Here is an 18,230-nt window from a genome sequence, read left to right on the forward strand (position 1 = left end):
CCGCTAGACGGCTTCTTGGGCCCACGTCGACTAAATACCGATTTAGGAAAAAGCATGATAATGCAATGATGGGGATCGTTCGGTTGGTAATGACTATCAATACTAAACTGTAATTTCATTGACGGGCTGACCCGTCTGTTGCGATCACGACGACATGGCGCGGATATTGTTGATCGAGGATGATGCGGGCACGGCAAACGAGATCATGCTCGAACTGGGGGCCGCCGGGCATGACGTCTGCCATGCGTCCAGTCTGGCTGCTGCATCCATGCGTGTTGAAGGCGCGGATTTCGACCTGTTGATCCTCGACCGGCAGCTCCCCGATGGTGAGGGGCTTGCGTTGCTGTCCGATCTGCGTGCGCGGGGGCAGCGCACACCCGCCTTGGTGCTCAGCGCGCTCGGCAGCCTGGACGACCGCGTAAGAGGTCTGCGTGCCGGGGGCGACGACTATCTGCCCAAGCCGTTCGCGCTGGTCGAACTGATCGCGCGGGTCGAGGCGCTGCTGCGCCGCCCCAACGACACGCGCGAGACGCGGCTGATCGCGGGGCCGCTCGACCTCGACCTGCTGGCGGGTAAGGCGACGCGCTCCGGGCGTCCGCTCGAGCTGTTGCCGCGCGAGCTGAAGTTGCTCGATTATATGGTCCGGCGGCCGGGACGGATCATCACTCGCTCGATGCTGCTTCAGGATGTCTGGGGCTATAGTTTCGAGCCCAACACCAATGTCGTCGACGTCCATATGGGCCGCCTGCGCCGCAAGGTGGATGGCGAGGGCGAGGCGCAGCTGATCCGCAACGTGCGGGGGCAGGGTTATGTCTTCGATCTTCCCCACTGATCCGCGCGCGCGGGCGACCTGGCGATGGGGCAGCGCGCTGGCGGCGATGCTGGTCCTGCAATCGCTGGCGCTGGCGGCGGTCTTCTGGGTGCTGGCGGGCGACACCCATCGGCGCGAGATCGAGCATCGCTTGAGCGACGACTGCACCTTCTTCCGCCTGACCCCGGCGGGGGAGCGGCCAGAGGAACTGCGCGAGAAGCTGGACCGCGACATTCACCGCGACCTGTTCCTGGCCCTGTTCGATGCCAATGGACGGCGGATCGCGGGCAATGTCGCCCATCTGCCGCCGGGTGCGCGCAGCGGCGGGTCGTTCGTCGCCACCGTCGTGCCCACCGAATTGCCGGGCAAGCACAGCGACGAGGCGCGGGTGCAGCTCTGCCCGATGCCGGACGGTACGCGCCTGCTGGTCGGCGTCGATCTGGACGACTCCGTCGCATCGATGCGGCTGGTCGGCCAGTCGTTGCTGATCGGACTGGTGCCGGGCATCCTGATCGCGCTGGTCTTCGGGCTGATCGCCGGGCGGCGCGCGGCGCGGCAGGTCGATGCGGTCCGCCGCCTGACCGAGCGGATCTTGGGCGGCGACCTGTCCGGGCGGCTGCCGGTGCCGGGCGATCCCGACAGTTTCGGGCTGCTGTGCGCCGACATCAACCTGATGCTCGACCGGCTCCAGCTGCTGGTCGGCGACATGCGCGGGATCGGCGACGATATCGCGCACCAGCTGCGCACGCCGCTGACGCGGCTGCGCGCACGGGTCGAGCGGGGGATGCGCGACGATAGCGACCGCGACGCCTTTGCCGCAACCGCCGAGGCGACGCTGGCCGATGTCGACAAGCTGCTGGGCATCATCGCGGCGCTGCTGCGCATTCGCGAGCTGGAGGACCATGCCCGCCGCAGCCGTTTCGCGCCTGTTGATCTGGCCCGGCTGGTCGAGGATGCGTGCGACCTGCACCACCCAACTGCCGAGGATCGCGGCATTACCCTGTCCTGTGCCACCGAAACGGCGCCGCCGGTCGATGGCGATGCGAGTCTATTGATCGAGGCGGTGTCGAACCTGATCGACAATGCGATGAAGTTTGGGCGGGCCGGCGGCGCGGTGCGCGTCACCCTGGGGATGCAGGGGCGCGACATCGTGCTGAGTGTCGCCGATGACGGTATCGGTGTCCCCCCGGCGGAGCGGGCGCTGGTGCTGCAACGCTTCTATCGCGGGCGGGTCGATCAGCCGGGGGTGGGGCTGGGCCTGCCGCTGGTCAAGACGATCGCCGATCTCCACGGCTTCGCTCTGGTCTTTGCGGCCCAGGGCAGTGCCGTTTCGATCATCTGCCCCGGCGTGGCAAATTAAACATAAATTTATAGAACCCTATGCCGATGGTTGCGTTCACCGTCCGCCGACTCACGGCCTGAGCCGAACGCCATGTCTCCCGGCTGAGCCCCTTATCGAAGGAATAGGAACGATGCGTTACGCTTCGCTCGCGCTGGTCGCGTGCCTCTTTGCCGCGCCCGCTTTCGCCCAGACCGGCGACACCCGGACGGGCAATGGATTCCCGTAGAACAGCCTGTCCAGCCAGCCGCATGGCGGCCCACAGAGCGAGGCGCAGCGTGCCTCGATCATGGCGCTTCAGCAGACGCCGATCGAACTCCAGCAGCTTCAGCTTCAGACCAAGCAGGCGCATTGGAACGTGTCGGGCACGCTGTTCTACCCGCTGCACGAGCTGTTGCAGGATCATCATGACGGTGTCGCCAAATATGCCGACGAAGTGGCCGAGCGGCTGCTCGCCATCGGCGCATCGGCGGACGGCCGCGCCAATACCATCGTGCGCACCAGCCGCGTGCCGGAAATGCCGGGCGGCTTCATCGACGATGCGCAGGTGATCGGCTGGTTCGCGACCAACTGCCGCGTGGTCAGCGACGGGATCGGCCAGGGCATCAAGGCCAGCGAGGATCGCGACCCCACCACCTCGAACTTATTGCAGGAGGTCCAGCACGCGATCGACAAATATCAGTGGCAGATGCGCGCCATGATGCAGCCGACTCCGACCGACGCCAATAACGGCACGGACCTGAACGGCGGCCGCCCGGTGCCGCCTATGGCACGGACGGCCCTCGGCGCGCGATAGGCATCGACGCCCGTCGCGCTCGACCCGGTGCCGGGGACTCAAGGCCTTACGGCAGTTGGGAGCACATCGGATGATCCTATCGAACCGGCGCCAGCAGCGGCCTGCTGGCGCCGGGTTTGTAGAAGGCTTAGAATGTAAGCCCTGCCGCCTTTTCGATGGTATCTACCGCAGCATGAAATTGCTTTCGGCTGTGGCAGGCAGGATGTTGCCAATGGGCTCGAACAGGCGACGATGGTTGCGGGCATCGTAATGGCGCGGTCATCAATGGTTCCTAGGGGCACCGTACGTCCTTGCCCTGATCGTCGAATAGGCTTCGGGATTTTGGCTCCCAGTTTCGTAGACATCACGACCATGCCGCCAGCACATCCGTTTTTCGCCACACTCTTCCGCGCGATCCTGACAACGAAGCATCGCGGCTGATGAAGATTCTGCTGGCGGAGGATGATGCGACCACGGCGGAGAATATCGGCGCCGGACTCGGCGCGGCGGGGCACCATGTCCGGATCGCGTCGACCGGCCGTGATGCGCTGGCACTGCTGGAGGCAGAGCCGTTCGATCTGGCGGTGCTGGACCGGCTGATGCCGGGCGGTGACGGGATGAGCGTGTTGGCCGCTATCCGGCGACGGGACCGGCATCTGCCGGTACTGATGCTGACCGCGCTCGGTGCAATCGCGGACCGGGTCGAGGGGCTGGAGGCCGGGGCGGACGATTATCTGGTCAAGCCCTTCGCACTGCCGGAGCTGACCGCGCGGATCAACGCGCTGAGGCGGAGATGGGCGGCGAAGAAGGACGAGGACGGTCCCGAGGTTTCGTTGCGCTGGGGCGGGTTGACGCTCGATCTGCTCGACCGCCAGGTTCGCTGGCAGGGGGCGGCGATTCCTGTGCAGCCGCGCGAGTTCCGTTTGCTGGAGGAACTGCTGCGCGCGCAAGGGAAGCTGGTGACCCGCACCATGCTGCTGGAAAGCGTATGGAAACTTCATTTTGACCCCCGCACCAATATCGTCGAGACGCATCTCAGCCGGTTGCGCACGCGCCTGGCGGATGCGGGATGCGGCGAGGCAATCGAAACGGTGCGCGGCGCCGGCTATCGAATGCGCGATGGCGTCTGACCGGTTGTTGTTACGATGGCGGCATTCCGCGACGCTGCGGATCGCGCTGGTCCATTCCGCTGCGATCCTGCTCGCCACCGCGTTGCTCGGCGGGCTGGTAGTCCATGCCTTTCACGTCACGGTCCAGCGACAGCTCGACCAGCGGATCACCGACGACGCGCGCAGTCTGGTCCATCATTATCGCAAAGGCGGCCGCAGGGGGTTGATGCAGGCGATGGCGCAGCGGGCGGACATGATGCCCGACCTGCTGCGCGGCGTGTTCGCAAGCGATGGCCGTCGGATCGCGGGCGCGGCAGTGCTTGCGGTCCAGCCGCCGGGCTGGGGAGAGATCGTGCTTCATCCCCGCCATGTCGCCGCCATACCGGCACGGGTCTTTTCCGCGCGGTTGGGCGACGGGTCGACCGTCGTCATCGCCTCCGCCAGCGATGTGGTCGGGGCGGCTGCCGCGCCGATCACCCGGCTGTTCGTGTTCCAGGGGCTGGCCATCGCCATGCTGGGCATCGTCAGCGCACTGCTGCTCAGCGCCTATCTGCGCCGACGCTTGGAGGCGATGGCCGACACCGCGCGCGCGATCATGGTAGGGCGGCTGGAACAGCGGATGCCGATCACGGGGGATGACGAGTTCGACCGGCTGGGCACCGTCCTCAACACGATGCTCGACCGGATCGGCGCATTGATCGGGAATTTACGCCAGGTATCGAGCGACATCGCGCACGACCTTCGCACCCCGCTGACCCGGCTGCGCGCCGAGGCCGAGCGGGCGATGGGGGCGTGGGATGGGGCGGAGGGAGGCCGCGCACGGCTGGAGTCGGTCGTCGCGCAGGCGGACGAGGTTCTGGAGATATTCGCTGCGCTGCTGCGCATCTCGGAGATCGAGGCGGGGGCTGGGCGGCGCGGCTTCGGTCCGATCGACCTGTCGGCGCTGGTCGAGGAGATCTGCGAAAGCTACGAACCGGCGTTGCGCGATGGCGGGCGGCGGTTGCATTGGGTGGTGGCGCGGGGCGTCGCCATCGTCGGTGATCGGCAGTTGCTGGCACAGGGACTCGTCAATCTGATCGAGAATGCCGCAACCCACACCCCTCTCGGAACCGACGTCGCCGTGACGCTGGACCGCGTGGCGGATCGGATCATGCTGTCGGTGCAGGACGATGGGCCCGGCATCGCCCCTGCCGACCGGGCGCGTGTGCTCCAGCGCTTTACCCGGCTCGACGCCAGCCGGGCGACGCCGGGGCATGGGCTGGGGCTCAGCCTGGTCGCGGCGGTTGCGGGAATCCATGGTATGTCCCTGACGCTCGAGGACGCCGGGCCGGGGCTGCGCGTCGTCCTTCAACCCAGGGGCGAGGGCGTGCCGCACGCCTGACGTAAGCGACGGTTCCTATACAATTTCCCAACCTCTCCGCACTGCAACACAACTGACATGACGTAGGCTTAGCGGCCCCGACAACACAGCTTGAGGGGCAATCATCATGACGAACGGCCAGAGCGGCCGGCGAATCCGCCGGTATCGCAACGCTATTCTTTTGACCTCGATCCTGACGGTCGCGGCACCATCTGCGGCCTGGGCGGGGCCGGGCGATGCGGACCCGCAGACCGGCTTTGCGAAGGACGGCGACATCACCGTCACCGGCCGCCGGGATAAGGAGGGCGCGCCGACCGAGACGCAGGTCGGGGCATTCCGCAACCAGTCGCTGCTCGACACGCCGCTGACCGTGACGGTGATCGACCGCAACCTGCTCCACGCGCAGGACGCGCGCGGGCTGGACGATGCGCTGCGCAACGTCGCGGCATCACCCAGCAGGGCAACAGCCCGCTGACCGCGAACAGCTATGCCGCGCGAGGGGTCGTCGCCAATCCTCGTACCAATTTCCGCCTGAACGGCACGCTGCCGATCATCAACTATCTGCCGATCCCGATCGAGAACAAGGAACGGGTCGAGGCGCTGAAGGGCGTGTCCGCGCTCTATTACGGCTTCACGAGCCCATCGGTCATCGTCAACATGGTGACCAAGCGGGCAGGGCGCGATCCCGTTACCGACTTCCGCCTGGATACCGATGTCGAGGGGACGTACGGCATCGGCGCCGATGTCGGGCGGCTGTTCGGCAGCAACGGGCAGTTCGGCATGCGGCTGAACGGCTATGCCGCACATCTGGAGACGCCGTTCGACGGCGTGGATGGCTATCGCTGGCTGACCAGCGGCGCCTTCGACGTGCGGCCGACCGACCGGCTGTCGCTGCAGTTCGACATCGAACATTATGAGCGCAAGATGGCCGAGCCGGGCGCCGTCATGCTGCCCAATCCGGTGGGCGCGGTGAAGGGCATCGGCGGCACCGTCACCTTGCCACCCTATCCGAATCCGCATCTGCGTTTCGCCCCGACCGATGCGGCCTATTTCGGGCGGGTGACGAACGGGCTGGCGCGGCTGAACTACAAGATCGACGAAAATTGGTCGGTCCATGTCGATGGCGGCATCGCGCGCCTGCATCGCAGCCGCTGGATCGTCGACATCAATCCGACCGACTATACGACCGGCGCGGCGACCCTGATCGGCTATGTCAGCCCGAGCGAGGATTTCGGCAACAACAGCATGCGCGCCGAGATCAACGGCGTCATCACGACCGGCATCCTGCGTCAGGAGATCCTGGCGGGATATGCCGCCAACCATCTGTGGGAAGGGGCGGCCGCGACCAGCAGCTTTACGGGGTCGAGCAACTATTACGCGCCGCCCGCCGTCCCGACCTCGGCCCTGACGTTCAAGCCGAAGTCGGCGGCTTTCAAGCAGTATACCGACGACAAGGGCTTCTACCTGATGGACACCGCGCATGTCGGCGATGCGCTGACCGTAATCGGCGGGGCGCGTCAGTCGAGCTTCCGGGTCGAGAAGGTTGGCACGACGCCGTTCCAGCTCGACATGGTGTCGCCGATGGCCGCCGTGATCGTCCATCCGGTCGCCCAGGCCAGCCTGTACGCCTCCTATGTCGAAGGTCTGGAGAGCGCAGGCACCGCACCGCTGACCGCCGCCAATGCGGGTGCGATCCTGCCGCCGCTGGTCAGCCGCCAGAAGGAGGTCGGGGTCAAGGCGGACGCGGGCGGGGCGACCGCCAGCCTGGCCTATTTCGACATCGACCGGCCCTCCACCTATATCGACGCGAACAACATCTTCGTCAGCGACGGCCGCGCCCGGTTCCGGGGTGTCGAGGCGTCGTTCCAGGGGCGGATACTGCCCGAACTGACCGGTGCGGCCTCCTGGCAGTTTCTCGACGCGGTGCAGGTGAAGACCAGCGTTGCGGCCCAGAACGGACGCCATGTCATCAACGCGCCGCGCTACGCCGGATCGGCCTTCCTGGCCTATCGCCCGCATTGGCTGGAGGGGGCCGAACTGAACGGCGGGGTCTATTATACCGGGCGTCGCTCCGACGATTTGCAGGACCGGGTCTTCCTGCCCGGCTATGCGACGGTCAGCCTGGGTGCCGCGTATCGCGTGACCCGCGCCGACGCCGATGCAATCACCGTCCGGGTGACGGCCGACAATCTGCTCGACAAGACCTATTGGGCGACGGGTGGCGAGACGCATCTGTACGCCGGCACGCCGCGCACCTTTCGCCTGACGCTCGGTGCGGGCTTCTGATACCGGGCCGGGACGGTGCGGACCGTCCCGGCCATTTTTCCAAGGAACCTCATGGCCTTTCCATCCTCTTCCCCCCGGTCGCGCGGCCAGTGGGCGCGTGCCTTGCGTCGCTGTCACCGGCTGATCGGCCTGTTTTTTACTCCCGCGATCCTGTTCTTTGCGGTGACGGGCGCGCTCCAGACGCTGGAGCTGCACGAAGTCAGGCATGGGCCGGTTCCGGCCTGGCTGGCCGCTGCGGCGAGCCTGCATAAACACCAGCGGCTGTCGAAGCCCAAGCCACCCGCCGCGGTTGCGGCTTCGGCATCAGTCGGACCGGCATCCCCGGCACTGCGAGATCACACCGCGTTGCGCCTGTTCGTCGTCCTGATGGCGATCGCCCTGGCGGTGTCGGCGCTCTCGGGATGCGCGATCGCGCTTCACCTGCGCACAACGCGGCGCGAGGCGGTCATCGTGCTGGTCGCCGGCGTGGTCGCGCCGATAATCCTCTATGCCCTCTGAACGCTGTCCCACCCGTCGATCGTACCGCCTAGCATGTTTCGGTCCCCGGCCGCGGCGCTGGTCACGTGTGTCGTTGCGCCGGCCTCCGCCGAGCCGGAGGAAATCCGGGTCTATATGGACGAGATGAACGCGTCGTCGACATCCGCCTCGACACCCATGTCAACTACCTCGCGACGGAGCGCTGGACGTTCGACTAGGCGGTGATGCCATGGGCAATGAGCCAGCGTGCGGCCGGCATCGCCTCGATCGCCATCTCGATCCGCTTATAGCCGCGTCGAGCGGCGATCAGCACGGCAGCACCGTTTGGTCGAGAGGGCCGGAAGACCTCCAGCGTCGGGCAGGGGCGGCGATGTGCGCGTGCCGGTTATGGAGCGTTTTTCAAGCCGTTTTGCAGCTTTGTCTGCCGAAACATGTCAACAGAGAGACGGCCGCGCCGCGTTTCCATGAGTTCGCACCTTTCAACCGCCGAATTTGCATGCCCGAAACTGGGCATTTGCCGACATGAACGAATGGCGGAAGTTGGACACGCAGATAGTCGCGCGAATGACCGTTTCTGGGTCAGCGCGCCTGGCACTTAGGGGTGGGCTTCGACCGATGGAGGTCGTTCCCACGCGAAGGAGTGACGTCGGCTCGTGTCAAAACCAGCCATTCGTAATTCAGATCGTTAACGGGCAAAGGCTTCGCGCAGTGGATAGATGGACTCAAGGAAACCCCTTGTCGGCACGTCTGAGATTAGCAGTCATCCACTTGCGCACGGGCTGGATAGGCGGCTCTGCACCATGCAATCCAAGGTGGCGGGCCAAGGCATCCTCGGTCAGGAACAGCATGGCCCGGCGGGGCAGAATTTCGTCGGGTGCGTGAGGCTGGCCCTTGGCGACGATCATGTCGATGGGCTTGCCCCATAGCCGGCCCCGGGCGGCGTAATCGAGCACGTCGCGCAACGCTATGCGGTCGTCCCGCTCGGCGGCAATGATCGTCAGCGGCGCGGACAGTCGCGCGATCCGCTTGACTGGCGCCTCGTGCGACAGCTGACCCATGATCGTCGGATTGGCGGGATCCAGGTCAAGCGCCCGCAGGCGGGACGCGAAATCGATGCCCTGATAGTCGCCGCCCACACCTCGGGCGACCATGCGTGCGATCGTTCGTCCGAAATCGGCCGGAGGCACCGCCGCTACGCCGACGCGATAAAGGCGCGAACCGTCCGACAGCGCCTGCAACACCGCGTAACCGCCATAGGAGGCGCCGACGATCGCAACCCGCTTGGGATCGCCGATCCGGTTGGCCAACAGCCAGCGGGTGCCATCCTCGATGTCGCGCTGGACGCGACCATCGCCGAAGTCGCTATGGGCCGCGAACAGATAGCGACGCCCAAAGCCGGTAGATCCGCGATATTGCGGGCGGAAGACGATATAGCCCCGGTTAGCCAGCAACTGGGTCTGCGCGCTATAATCGGTGGTGTCGCTGGACCAGGGCCCGCCATGGACGAAAACCACCAGCGGCGCCTGGGCCACGTCGCGGCCAGGCGGCAGGGTCAGCAGGGCGTGGATCGTCATGCCGTCGCTGGCACGGAAAGCGACCGGTATCACCCGCGCGAGATTGCCTGGCGCGATGCGTGGGCTCATGCCGGGATCGTCGATCAGCGATCGCAAACGGCCGGTCGCGCTGTCGAACAGATGCCAGCGGCCGCCTTGCAGCCGCGCGTCACGTTCCTCGATCAGCCATAGACGCCCGCTCGACGGCTGGACCCGATGTTCGCTGCCGGGAAGGACGCGGCGCAATTGTTGCAAGGCTGCGCTTGCCTCTGGCGTCAGTCCGGCGAGTGAAGTGACAGGGCCGCGATAGGCGGCGATGATCGGACGCCCGTTTTTCGGGTCGAGAGCCACCATATCGAGGTCCGCGATATGCGCTGGGTCCTCATGAAGCCGCTTGATCCGGCCATCGCCTCGTATCTCCATGACGGCTTGCAGATCGCCCACGAGATCGCCGCGTAGGAAGAGCTTGAGCCCCGTCAGGTCGGTGCCGAGTAGGTCGCAGCGGCGCAATTGCTCGCAGCGGGCGATGACATGGTAACGCCCGCCGTCCGAACGTGCCGTGAGGAGATGCCGGTCGCCATCGACCAGCTTGGCAAAGGCGACATGGCCATCGGGATGAACCGCGACATCGACGATGCGGCGGCGGGCAAAGGCCACCAGTGTTCGGCGACCGCCCGGCCTGACGCGCCACAGACGCGTACCGATCGGTTCCCGCACACCGAAGCGATGCCGGGTCTCCAGCAGCAACATCGCCGCGGGTTGCCACGGGTCTGGACCGATAACCCGCCAGTCCTGCGGTCGATCGAACGACGCCAATATCCCCGCCCCGGATGCACCGTCGGTGGGGATAGCACGCAGCGATTTCGGCGTGACGAGGAACAGCCACCGTCCGTCATGCGACCAGTATAGCCGCTCGGCATCGACCCGCCGCAGCCATCGCCGGGGTGCGATGCGATCGGTCGCGGTCAGCCACAGACCCGTGTCACTTCCCTGACGGCGCAGCCAGGCGACATGCCGCCCGTTCGGCGAGAGTTCGACCGAGGTTACGGCAGGCTCGGCCAGGAACCGATCGCGCGTGATGGGAGGCGGCACGGGGCGACCGCGCTCCATGGCGACATACGTGTCGAGCGACATGCTGGCGCAAGGCGTGAAGGCGCAGGTGATCAGCGCGGCTGCGACCCCGCGCAGCCACCAATAGGGGTTCGTCATGGACAGGCTCTCCCTAGCGGCGCGGGGCCGGACGGATCAGGACCAGTGCGACCAGCATCGGCAGGCCGATCAGGAGCGTCGCGATCGACCAGAGGGCGACCCGGCTGCGCGCCATCTGCCATGACCGCATGCGCCACCAGGCCGCAGCGGCGGATGCCAGCGCCAGGCCCAATGCCAGTATCCAGATGATGCGAGGTGGCGGATCGTTTCGCCGAACGGTGAGAGGATGGCGATCGCCGGATGCCGCCACGATCGCATCCCGCACGGTCGCCAGCGCGGGCGATAGCCACCAGCTCGCAAAGCGCGACAGCGCGGGATAATCCGGTGTCAGCCGTCGCTCCGCGATCTGCGTCACGCGGTGTTGGTCATCGATGCGCAAGACCGCCTGCCACGTCGCATCGGGCGAGTTGATGTCACGACCAAAGGTGAACACCGCCAGATAGCCGTCGAGCAGTTCGATCACGTCGATCCGCATCAGGCTGCCGACCGGGCCGGGCATCGGCAGCACGGTCTGCACCGGATAGAGCCGGTCGCCATCCTCCAGCATCCGCGCGTCATAGAGGCGGAGATCGCGATTGGTCAGCAGCGCCACCGCATCGCCGATCGTCACCGGCGGCGACGCGATCACATGGGTAGGTGGCAGGGTCAGCAACGGATCGATCCGACCGCTTGCCTCGTCGAACGCAGCCATGCCCGACGCCATCAGCAACCGGCCATCGTCGATGACGAGCGGCGGCTGACCGAGCGGCTTATTGTCGTCCCCGAGACCTAACACGCCACCCCGACGCTTCGTCGCCGTTGCCCGGCCGTGAAAGCGCATATCGTCATGGCGGAAGGTCCATTCGACATGCCGATCTGGGTCGGTGAAACGAATCGCGCCCATGTTGGTCAGGGCTCCACGCTGCGGCCAGTCCGTCGCCAGCGGATCGATCCGATAGACCTCGGACAGTGCCGCCTGCTCGTGCCACAATCGCGCCTCGGGCGCCTTGCTGGGCATGACCGCGGCGGCGATCAGCGCCTGTCCGTCCGCCCGGCTGGCCTCGACGATACCACCGCGCGGCGCCTCGCCGTTCAGTGGGTCGGTGCCGGTCGCGATCCAGATGGTCTGAAACGCCAGGTCGCCGACGATCGTGCCGACCGCCCAGGCGCCTGTCGCCACGGCCAGGGCCGTTGCCGCCAAGGCGACGCCGGTTCGAGGTGGGCCGTCCAGATCGGGCTTGAAGACCGTCGCGACCATCGCGGCCAGCCCCAGCATGACCGCCGCCTGGACAGCGAGCGCCTGCCACCCGGCCGCTCCGCTGACGGCGGGCAGGAAGACCGGGACCATCGCCAGCCAGCCATAACGGCGCGGCGCCAGCGTCAGATATAGCCCCGCCAGATAACCGATCATGCCGATCAGCCAGGCGGCAGCGGGCAGCAACCAATGGCGGCTGTCGGGAGCCGATCCGCTCCCCGCCTGATGCGCGCTCAGCATGAGCAAAACGGGAAGGATGGTGACAACCATCAGCGCGGCTCCGCCCGCCAGACCCAGTGCCGACAGGATGCGGACTGGCGCGATCGGACGATGGATCAGTGTGATCCACTGGCTGGTCCGTCGATAGCTCGACGCCTGATACAGCCCCAGCGCCAACCCGATGAGCGCGCAGACCGCCGCCGCCAGGCGATAGGTCGAGAGCGGCTGCAGCAGGGCGTCGGCCAGTCGGTCGACGAACAACAGGGTGCCGGTCAGCAGCAGGGCTGCGGCGAGTGCAAGCCAGCGACAGCGGCGGATTTCCGCGATCCACAAAGCGAACATCGGTGGTCCTTTCGCTTCAGCCCTGCGGGCCGGCGTGATGGCGGGTCAGAAAGGCATCGACGGCGTGATCCAGGGGCACGTCCTGCCGCTGGACGCGGCGTGCGCCATGCGCGTGCAGGAAGCCCGCAAAGGCCTCGCCCTGGTCGATCACGGTGTAGTGATGCAGCGTGTCGATCCGGCGATGGCGCAGCAGGCCGGGTACTTCCGCCAGTCCCGGTCCCTCCGATGGCATGTCGGCGATCCAGTGATCGATCCGGGCGCAGAATTCGTCCGGTGCCGATTGGCTTCGCAACCGTCCGCGTTCCATGATGATGAGGCTGTCGGCCAGCCGCTCTACCTCCTCGATCTGGTGCGAGCAATAGATGATGGTGCGCCCGTCCGATGCGACGCCGTCGATCAGCGCGTCGAGCAGGCGGCGCTTGGCAACCACGTCCAAACCCAATGTCGGTTCGTCGAGGATCAGCAACTCGGGGTTTTGTCCTAGGGCCAGCGCCAGGTTCAGCCCGGCCCGCTCGCCGCGCGACAGCTGTGCAATCCGCTGTCCGGGCAGCAGGTCGAAGCTCGCCAGCACGGCATCGAACGGGTGTTCGTCCCACCGCGCGGCATAATGGGCGCGCTGCATCGCGATCACCGCCGCCACCGTCATCCAGGGCGGCAGGCTATGCTCTTCGTTGACGAAACCGATCCGACCACGATCTGCGGCGGTCAGGTTCGCGCAATCCCGACCGAGTGCGAAGGCGTCGCCGGAGGTAGGCGCCGTAACACCCAACAAGATGCGAAAGAGTGTCGACTTGCCCGCTCCGTTCGCACCGACAATGGCGTGGACACCGCCGACCGGCAGGATCAGGTCGAGCGTGTCGAGCGCCAGCTTCTGCCCATGGCGATAGGTCAAAGCGCGGGTTTCGATGGCGTAGGGACGCGAGGGCACCGCTTAGGCCCGCTTGCGTGCGTCGAGGGCGGTCAGTGCATCGTCGAGACGCCGGATCGCCTCTCTGGGCGGATATTGCAGACCGACGATCTCGCTGACGAACACCTCCAGCGCGTCGTCGAACCGGCGCTGCCGCTCGGTCGGATCGAGCCGCTGACGCTGGGGCGCGACGAACAGCCCCTGTCCTGGCTGGGACAACAGCCAGCCCTCGGTCGTGAGCTGGCCATAGGCCTTGGCCACGGTGTTAGGATTAATGCCTAACTGCTCGGCGAGGCCGCGTACGCTGGGCAGTCGCGCGGCGGTGGCCAGTTCTCCGGTGGTGATCTGCATCCGCACCGCATCGACGATCTGCCGCACGAGCGGGCGACCGTCGCCGGGAGCGATGGACACAGCCAAAGGGGTGATGCGGCTCATATTCGAATCTCCGTACTACTACAAATAGTACAGATGGTCCGTCGGTTGTCAATTCATCGGAGGCCACCGGGAATATGTGGCGAGGCCGAAATCGGACGCCTGCGCATGAGTGACGTGACGAGAGAGTCGTCTGTGACCGGCAGAGGTTTCATCGTCCAACGATGCCGGTCGGGAAAACAGTAAATGTCGGCTTTTTACAGGACTTGCCGTCCGGCACCAAAGCGATCGGCCGTTTTATCATGGCCCTCACTATTTCCGCCATCGATGGTTGAGGTGGCCGACAAACATGAATGGATGTCTGAGGTTGGGGAGTGCGAAATGTCAGCTCAACGTCCACTTGTGGGTCTCCTCAGCCGTGAAGCGGCCGACGGCCGCATGACCCAACTCGGCCATTCCCGGCGCCCGTCGCTTTCCCAATATCCGCCTCTTTGGGAGGCTCGCGGCTTGCGATCTTTCCGTCTCCACTGCGCCGTTTGGGAAAAGGCATTCGGAAACAGATTTTCAGAAGCGGGGCCCTGGAGGTCTAGGGGTACGATCGGCGCGTACCCTTTCCCACGTCACGCTCTCAATACGGAGTGTCAGAAGCTAAGGCTTAGCATCTGTCTCCCTCGCGAACGGCCAGTCGAACGATCCCATGACGAGCCGCCCTGTTACCTTTGGTTCGCGATTATTCACCCGTAGGACCAAGTCGGTTGAAAGCACGAAGTAGGTGTCCGGCGCCGACGCAAAGAGCGGTTCGCTGACGCCCTCTTTGAGCGAGATAGCCAAGCCCGGTCCATCCGCGGTGATCGAGAAGGTGCCGAGATCGGAAACAGCGTAGGTCCCGATCAGGCGAGCGCGAATATCGGTCGGGATCGGTATGCTCGCGCGCTCGATACTGTGGTAGCTAGGCCAACCATAGGTTGCGGCCACGCTGCGGGTGATCTCGGATGCAAGCTCGGCACCTTGGGCGCCGTTCGTCATGACGGCCACCCCGTCGCCCGAGCCGGTATAAGCTACCAGGAAGTTCTCATATCCCTCGTTGCTGCCGCCATGCGCAAAGGCGCGATCGGTGGGTGTCGGGTGGACCTCTAGACCGAGGCCCCATTCCCCTTTGCCAGGTGTCAGCATTCCGGCCGCTAGCGTCGGTTCAAGAATGCTGCCTTTCTCACCGCGCGCACTGTCGCGCACGGCGATTGCGTAGCGAAGTAAATCGCTTGGCGTGGTCCACAGACCAGCGGCGGCCAACTCGGGGTAGGTATGGGGTCCGCCGGGCACGAGCTTGCCTGCCCCGTCATGTGGCCATGCGGCGGTCGCCAAGGATGCGGCATCGAGTGGTTGAGCAAAGCTGCTGAGCGTCATGCCGGCGGGCTGAAGCACCTCATTCCGAAGAACCTCGGCAAACGGCCTGCCTGTCACATCACCGATCAGCTTCTGAATAACCGTGTAGCCACCGCCGGAATAACGCCAGATCGTCCCCGGTTTGGTATCCACGACGACCGGCTTGGTGTTTGCCGGCGCGCGTCCGGCAAGCACGTCGTTCACGCTCGGCACCGCGACCCCAGCAGCGTAGCCGGGGAAACCATGCACCGTCGTTCCCGCCGTGTGAGACAGCAACTCGCGCAGCGTGACGTGCGCGCCGGGTGGCGTCGGCAGCTTCCATCCCTTGAGCTGCGCGTTGACATCGCCGTCCAGCGTCAAACGGTGCTGCTGAACGAGGCGCAACGCTGCCAGCGCCGTGACCGGCTTGCTGATCGAGCCGGCCTGAAACAGCGTATCGGGCGTCACGGACGCACCGCCCGCGCGCGTGAATCCGTATCCCTTCGACCACTCGATCGTGCCGCCATGCAAAACGGCGACGCTAACTCCGGGCACATTCAGTCGGCGCATCTCCGCTGCGATCGTGCGGCGCGGGCTTGGCACTCCCGCCAAGACGACAGCCGACGTCAGCCCCTGCTCGACCGTCACGATCTTCGACGGCGTGGGAGCGGCCTTCTGAGCCGCTACGGGGATGGGCAACAGAGTCATGATGTACGCCGCCCGGAATGATTTACTCACGCCCTAAATCTCCGCGTATTATTTACATAACACACTGCGCCTGATCCTCCGGTGAGGCAAGCGGCTTTTCCGCTTCCGCTCATCCCGCGCCGCAATCCACAGATTTCCGTTTCACCATCCAGAGCGTGTGAAAAGTTGCGTCTGCGATTCCGCCGGGCCGCGGGTCGGCGTATGCTTTGGGCATGGCGTATATCGAGGGTCACGCGCGCGACCAGGCGCTGCTGCTGCCGGCATCGGTTGAGGATTACGTATCGGCAGACAACCCAGTGCGCTTCATCGATGCCTTCGTCGACGATCTTGATCTCGGCGAGGCCGGTTTCCATCGTTCGCAGCCGAAGGCCACCGGACGGCCGGGCTATCACCCGGGCGACATGCTGAAGCTGTACCTGTACGGCTATCTCAACCGAACGCGGTCGAGCCGGCGCCTGGAAGCCGAGGCGACACGCAATCTCGAGCTGATCTGGCTGCTGCGCGGGCTGCGGCCCGACTTCAAGACCATCGCCGACTTCCGCCGTGACAACCGCTCCGCGTTCAAGGCGGTGTTCCGCGCGTTCGTGGTGCTATGTCGCAAGCTCGACCTGTTCGGGCGCGAGCTGCTGGCGGTGGATGGCACGCGGCTGAAGGCGGTGAACAGCCGGACGCGCAACTTCACGAAGGCCAAGCTAGACAAGTATATCAGGTCCGCTGACGAGCGGCTCGAGAAGTATCTCGCACAGCTCGATGATGCCGACCGCGGCGAGGAGGCAGGCACAACCAGACGGAGCGATGCACTGGCGGCGAAGATCGTGAAGGTGCGCGAACAGCGTCAGGTCAACCAGGCGCTGCTGGAACAGCTGAAGGCCAGCGGCGAGAGCCAGATTTCGCTCACCGACCCGGACGCTCGCGCGATGGCGGCGCATCCCAAGGTCGGCGTCGGCTACAACGCGCAGGTCGCGGTCGATGCAAAGCACAAGCTGATCGTCGAACAGCATGTCACCAACGCGGGCAGCGATCTGGGTTTCCTGGCTGAGACAGCCGGCGCGGCGAAGGACCTTCTCGACGTCGACCGGATCGATGTGGTCGCCGACATGGGGTATTACATGGGCGAGGACATCGCCGCGTGCGAGCGAGCCGGCATCACGCCCTATGTCGCCCGCCCCCAGCGCGGCACGGCCGTTGGCGACGGGCGCTTTCCCAAGGAGCGGTTCCGCTATGATGAAGCCGCGGATTGCTACCACTGCCCCGGCGACCAGCGCCTTGATACACGGTACCGATGGCTTCAGGGCGGTCACATCATCGTGCAGTATTCAAACCCGCGCGCTTGTGACGGATGCGAACTCAAGGCGCAGTGCGCCCGTGGAAACTTCCGTCGCATCACGCGGTGGGAAGGCGAGGCGGTGCTCGATCGCATGGCGATACGCCTCGCCGCCCGGCCCGACATTCTCGACATCCGGCGCGAGACGGTCGAGCACCCTTTCGGTTCGATCAAGCAATGGATGAACCAGGGCACTTTCCTGATGCGCGGTCTCGACAAGGTGCGGGCCGAATTCAGTCTGACGGCGTTTGCCTATAACCTGAGACGGGCGATAAACCTAGTCGGCGTACAGGGATTGATCCGGGCCTTGCAAACCTGATCCGACGTTCAAACGCTCCCCGGCCGTCGCCCGCAGCCGATGGCCGCCCTTCCGGCGACACTGTGCCACCCATAAAAATCAGCCAACATCCTGACGTTCATTCAGCGGATCCCAAGCGTGGCATCAGCCAACAGCGAGTTTCCGCACAGTCTGCATCGTTCTCGGGAAGAGGGGGTGTGGCTGCCAAAGGCTCATGCCTGCCTGGGCTGGCTGTAGCTGTTGAGATGAACGAATGGCTGAATGTGGGAAGGCGAAAGTAAGCCGCGGGTGACCGGAACTGGGTCGTCATGACTGAAGGGCAGGGCGGCCGCTAACGCCCAAACTTGGCCGCTCAGGCGGGCCATCGCTCTTCCCGAAAGCGGCCATTTGTTTAACCCCACCATTCCTGTTTCCCCATGCTCGAAAGCCAATTTCGGGAAATAGCAATCGGGAACAGATTTTGGGAAAGCTGATGCTCCGGTCGCCTCTCGGCGCTATCAGCAGAGCCACCTCCCCGCTGTGGGTTCGTTTGTGGGAATGCCTAT

At 65.4% G+C, this 18,230-nt stretch carries 14 protein-coding genes; 9 read left to right on the forward strand and 5 right to left on the reverse strand.

Features of this window, described 5'->3' with window-relative positions:
* The first annotated feature begins 154 nt into the window (after positions 1-154).
* The 8 genes from KV697_RS00460 to KV697_RS00490 all read left to right on the forward strand — a co-directional run bounded on the left by KV697_RS00460 (position 155) and on the right by KV697_RS00490 (position 8,178).
* Entirely contained in the window at positions 155-832 is a 678-nt protein-coding gene (locus tag KV697_RS00460) for a response regulator transcription factor (RefSeq protein WP_219019655.1), read from the forward strand.
* Complete coding sequence (locus tag KV697_RS00465; RefSeq protein ID WP_219019656.1) at positions 810-2,171, forward strand: sensor histidine kinase; 1,362 nt, start codon at positions 810-812, stop codon at positions 2,169-2,171. The genes KV697_RS00460 and KV697_RS00465 overlap by 23 nt, the downstream gene beginning before the upstream one ends.
* 268 nt (positions 2,172-2,439) lie before the next feature.
* The gene (locus KV697_RS00470) at positions 2,440-2,946 is read left to right on the forward strand and encodes a Dps family protein (RefSeq protein ID WP_257575471.1); all 507 of its coding nucleotides are present in this window, start codon (positions 2,440-2,442) and stop codon (positions 2,944-2,946) included.
* Positions 2,947-3,365: 419 nt separating this feature from the next.
* Positions 3,366-4,055 (forward strand): response regulator transcription factor, encoded by a 690-nt coding sequence (locus KV697_RS00475; protein ID WP_219019657.1) that lies wholly within the window; start codon positions 3,366-3,368, stop codon positions 4,053-4,055.
* Positions 4,045-5,415, forward strand: a complete 1,371-nt coding sequence (locus tag KV697_RS00480; RefSeq protein ID WP_219019658.1) for a sensor histidine kinase — start codon at positions 4,045-4,047, stop codon at positions 5,413-5,415. The genes KV697_RS00475 and KV697_RS00480 overlap by 11 nt, the downstream gene beginning before the upstream one ends.
* Positions 5,416-5,521: 106 nt before the next feature.
* Entirely contained in the window at positions 5,522-5,869 is a 348-nt protein-coding gene (locus KV697_RS20025; RefSeq protein ID WP_257575472.1) for a hypothetical protein, read from the forward strand.
* Positions 5,866-7,680, forward strand: a complete 1,815-nt coding sequence (locus KV697_RS00485; RefSeq protein WP_257575901.1) for a TonB-dependent receptor — start codon at positions 5,866-5,868, stop codon at positions 7,678-7,680. The genes KV697_RS20025 and KV697_RS00485 overlap by 4 nt, the downstream gene beginning before the upstream one ends.
* Positions 7,681-7,731: 51 nt before the next feature.
* Positions 7,732-8,178, forward strand: a complete 447-nt coding sequence (locus KV697_RS00490) for a hypothetical protein (RefSeq protein ID WP_219019659.1) — start codon at positions 7,732-7,734, stop codon at positions 8,176-8,178.
* A gap of 701 nt (positions 8,179-8,879) precedes the next feature.
* On the opposite strand, the gene KV697_RS00495 is transcribed toward KV697_RS00490, so the two are convergent.
* From KV697_RS00495 to KV697_RS00515, 5 genes are all read right to left on the reverse strand, one after another.
* The gene (locus KV697_RS00495; protein WP_219019660.1) at positions 8,880-10,919 is read right to left on the reverse strand and encodes a S9 family peptidase; all 2,040 of its coding nucleotides are present in this window, start codon (positions 10,917-10,919) and stop codon (positions 8,880-8,882) included.
* 13 nt (positions 10,920-10,932) lie between these two features.
* Positions 10,933-12,714, reverse strand: coding sequence for a hypothetical protein (locus tag KV697_RS00500; RefSeq protein ID WP_219019661.1), 1,782 nt, complete (start codon positions 12,712-12,714; stop codon positions 10,933-10,935).
* 16 nt (positions 12,715-12,730) lie between these two features.
* A complete protein-coding gene (locus tag KV697_RS00505) occupies positions 12,731-13,642 on the reverse strand; it encodes an ABC transporter ATP-binding protein (RefSeq protein WP_219019662.1) in 912 nt (303 codons plus the stop codon).
* 3 nt (positions 13,643-13,645) lie between these two features.
* Positions 13,646-14,056 (reverse strand): GntR family transcriptional regulator, encoded by a 411-nt coding sequence (locus tag KV697_RS00510; RefSeq protein ID WP_219019663.1) that lies wholly within the window; start codon positions 14,054-14,056, stop codon positions 13,646-13,648.
* 585 nt (positions 14,057-14,641) lie between these two features.
* Positions 14,642-16,063, reverse strand: a complete 1,422-nt coding sequence (locus tag KV697_RS00515; protein ID WP_219019664.1) for a serine hydrolase domain-containing protein — start codon at positions 16,061-16,063, stop codon at positions 14,642-14,644.
* Between the two features lie 212 nt (positions 16,064-16,275).
* Here KV697_RS00515 and KV697_RS00520 point away from each other — a divergent pair, with 212 nt between their 5' ends.
* Entirely contained in the window at positions 16,276-17,706 is a 1,431-nt protein-coding gene (locus KV697_RS00520) for an IS1182 family transposase (protein ID WP_219018345.1), read from the forward strand.
* Positions 17,707-18,230: the final 524 nt, after the last annotated feature.

This window comes from Sphingomonas sanguinis (genome assembly GCF_019297835.1).
Classification (GTDB): domain Bacteria; phylum Pseudomonadota; class Alphaproteobacteria; order Sphingomonadales; family Sphingomonadaceae; genus Sphingomonas; species Sphingomonas sanguinis_D.

Coding starts and splice junctions, on each gene's coding strand:
- KV697_RS00520 (WP_219018345.1), top strand. CDS start 16,276: ATGGCGTATATCGAGGGTCACGCGCGCGACCAGGCGCTGCTGCTGCCG.
- KV697_RS00490 (WP_219019659.1), top strand. CDS start 7,732: ATGGCCTTTCCATCCTCTTCCCCCCGGTCGCGCGGCCAGTGGGCGCGT.
- KV697_RS00500 (WP_219019661.1), bottom strand. CDS start 12,714: ATGTTCGCTTTGTGGATCGCGGAAATCCGCCGCTGTCGCTGGCTTGCA.
- KV697_RS00465 (WP_219019656.1), top strand. CDS start 810: ATGTCTTCGATCTTCCCCACTGATCCGCGCGCGCGGGCGACCTGGCGA.
- KV697_RS00515 (WP_219019664.1), bottom strand. CDS start 16,063: ATGACTCTGTTGCCCATCCCCGTAGCGGCTCAGAAGGCCGCTCCCACG.
- KV697_RS00460 (WP_219019655.1), top strand. CDS start 155: ATGGCGCGGATATTGTTGATCGAGGATGATGCGGGCACGGCAAACGAG.
- KV697_RS00470 (WP_257575471.1), top strand. CDS start 2,440: ATGGCGCTTCAGCAGACGCCGATCGAACTCCAGCAGCTTCAGCTTCAG.
- KV697_RS00495 (WP_219019660.1), bottom strand. CDS start 10,919: ATGACGAACCCCTATTGGTGGCTGCGCGGGGTCGCAGCCGCGCTGATC.
- KV697_RS00510 (WP_219019663.1), bottom strand. CDS start 14,056: ATGAGCCGCATCACCCCTTTGGCTGTGTCCATCGCTCCCGGCGACGGT.
- KV697_RS00480 (WP_219019658.1), top strand. CDS start 4,045: ATGGCGTCTGACCGGTTGTTGTTACGATGGCGGCATTCCGCGACGCTG.
- KV697_RS20025 (WP_257575472.1), top strand. CDS start 5,522: ATGACGAACGGCCAGAGCGGCCGGCGAATCCGCCGGTATCGCAACGCT.
- KV697_RS00475 (WP_219019657.1), top strand. CDS start 3,366: ATGAAGATTCTGCTGGCGGAGGATGATGCGACCACGGCGGAGAATATC.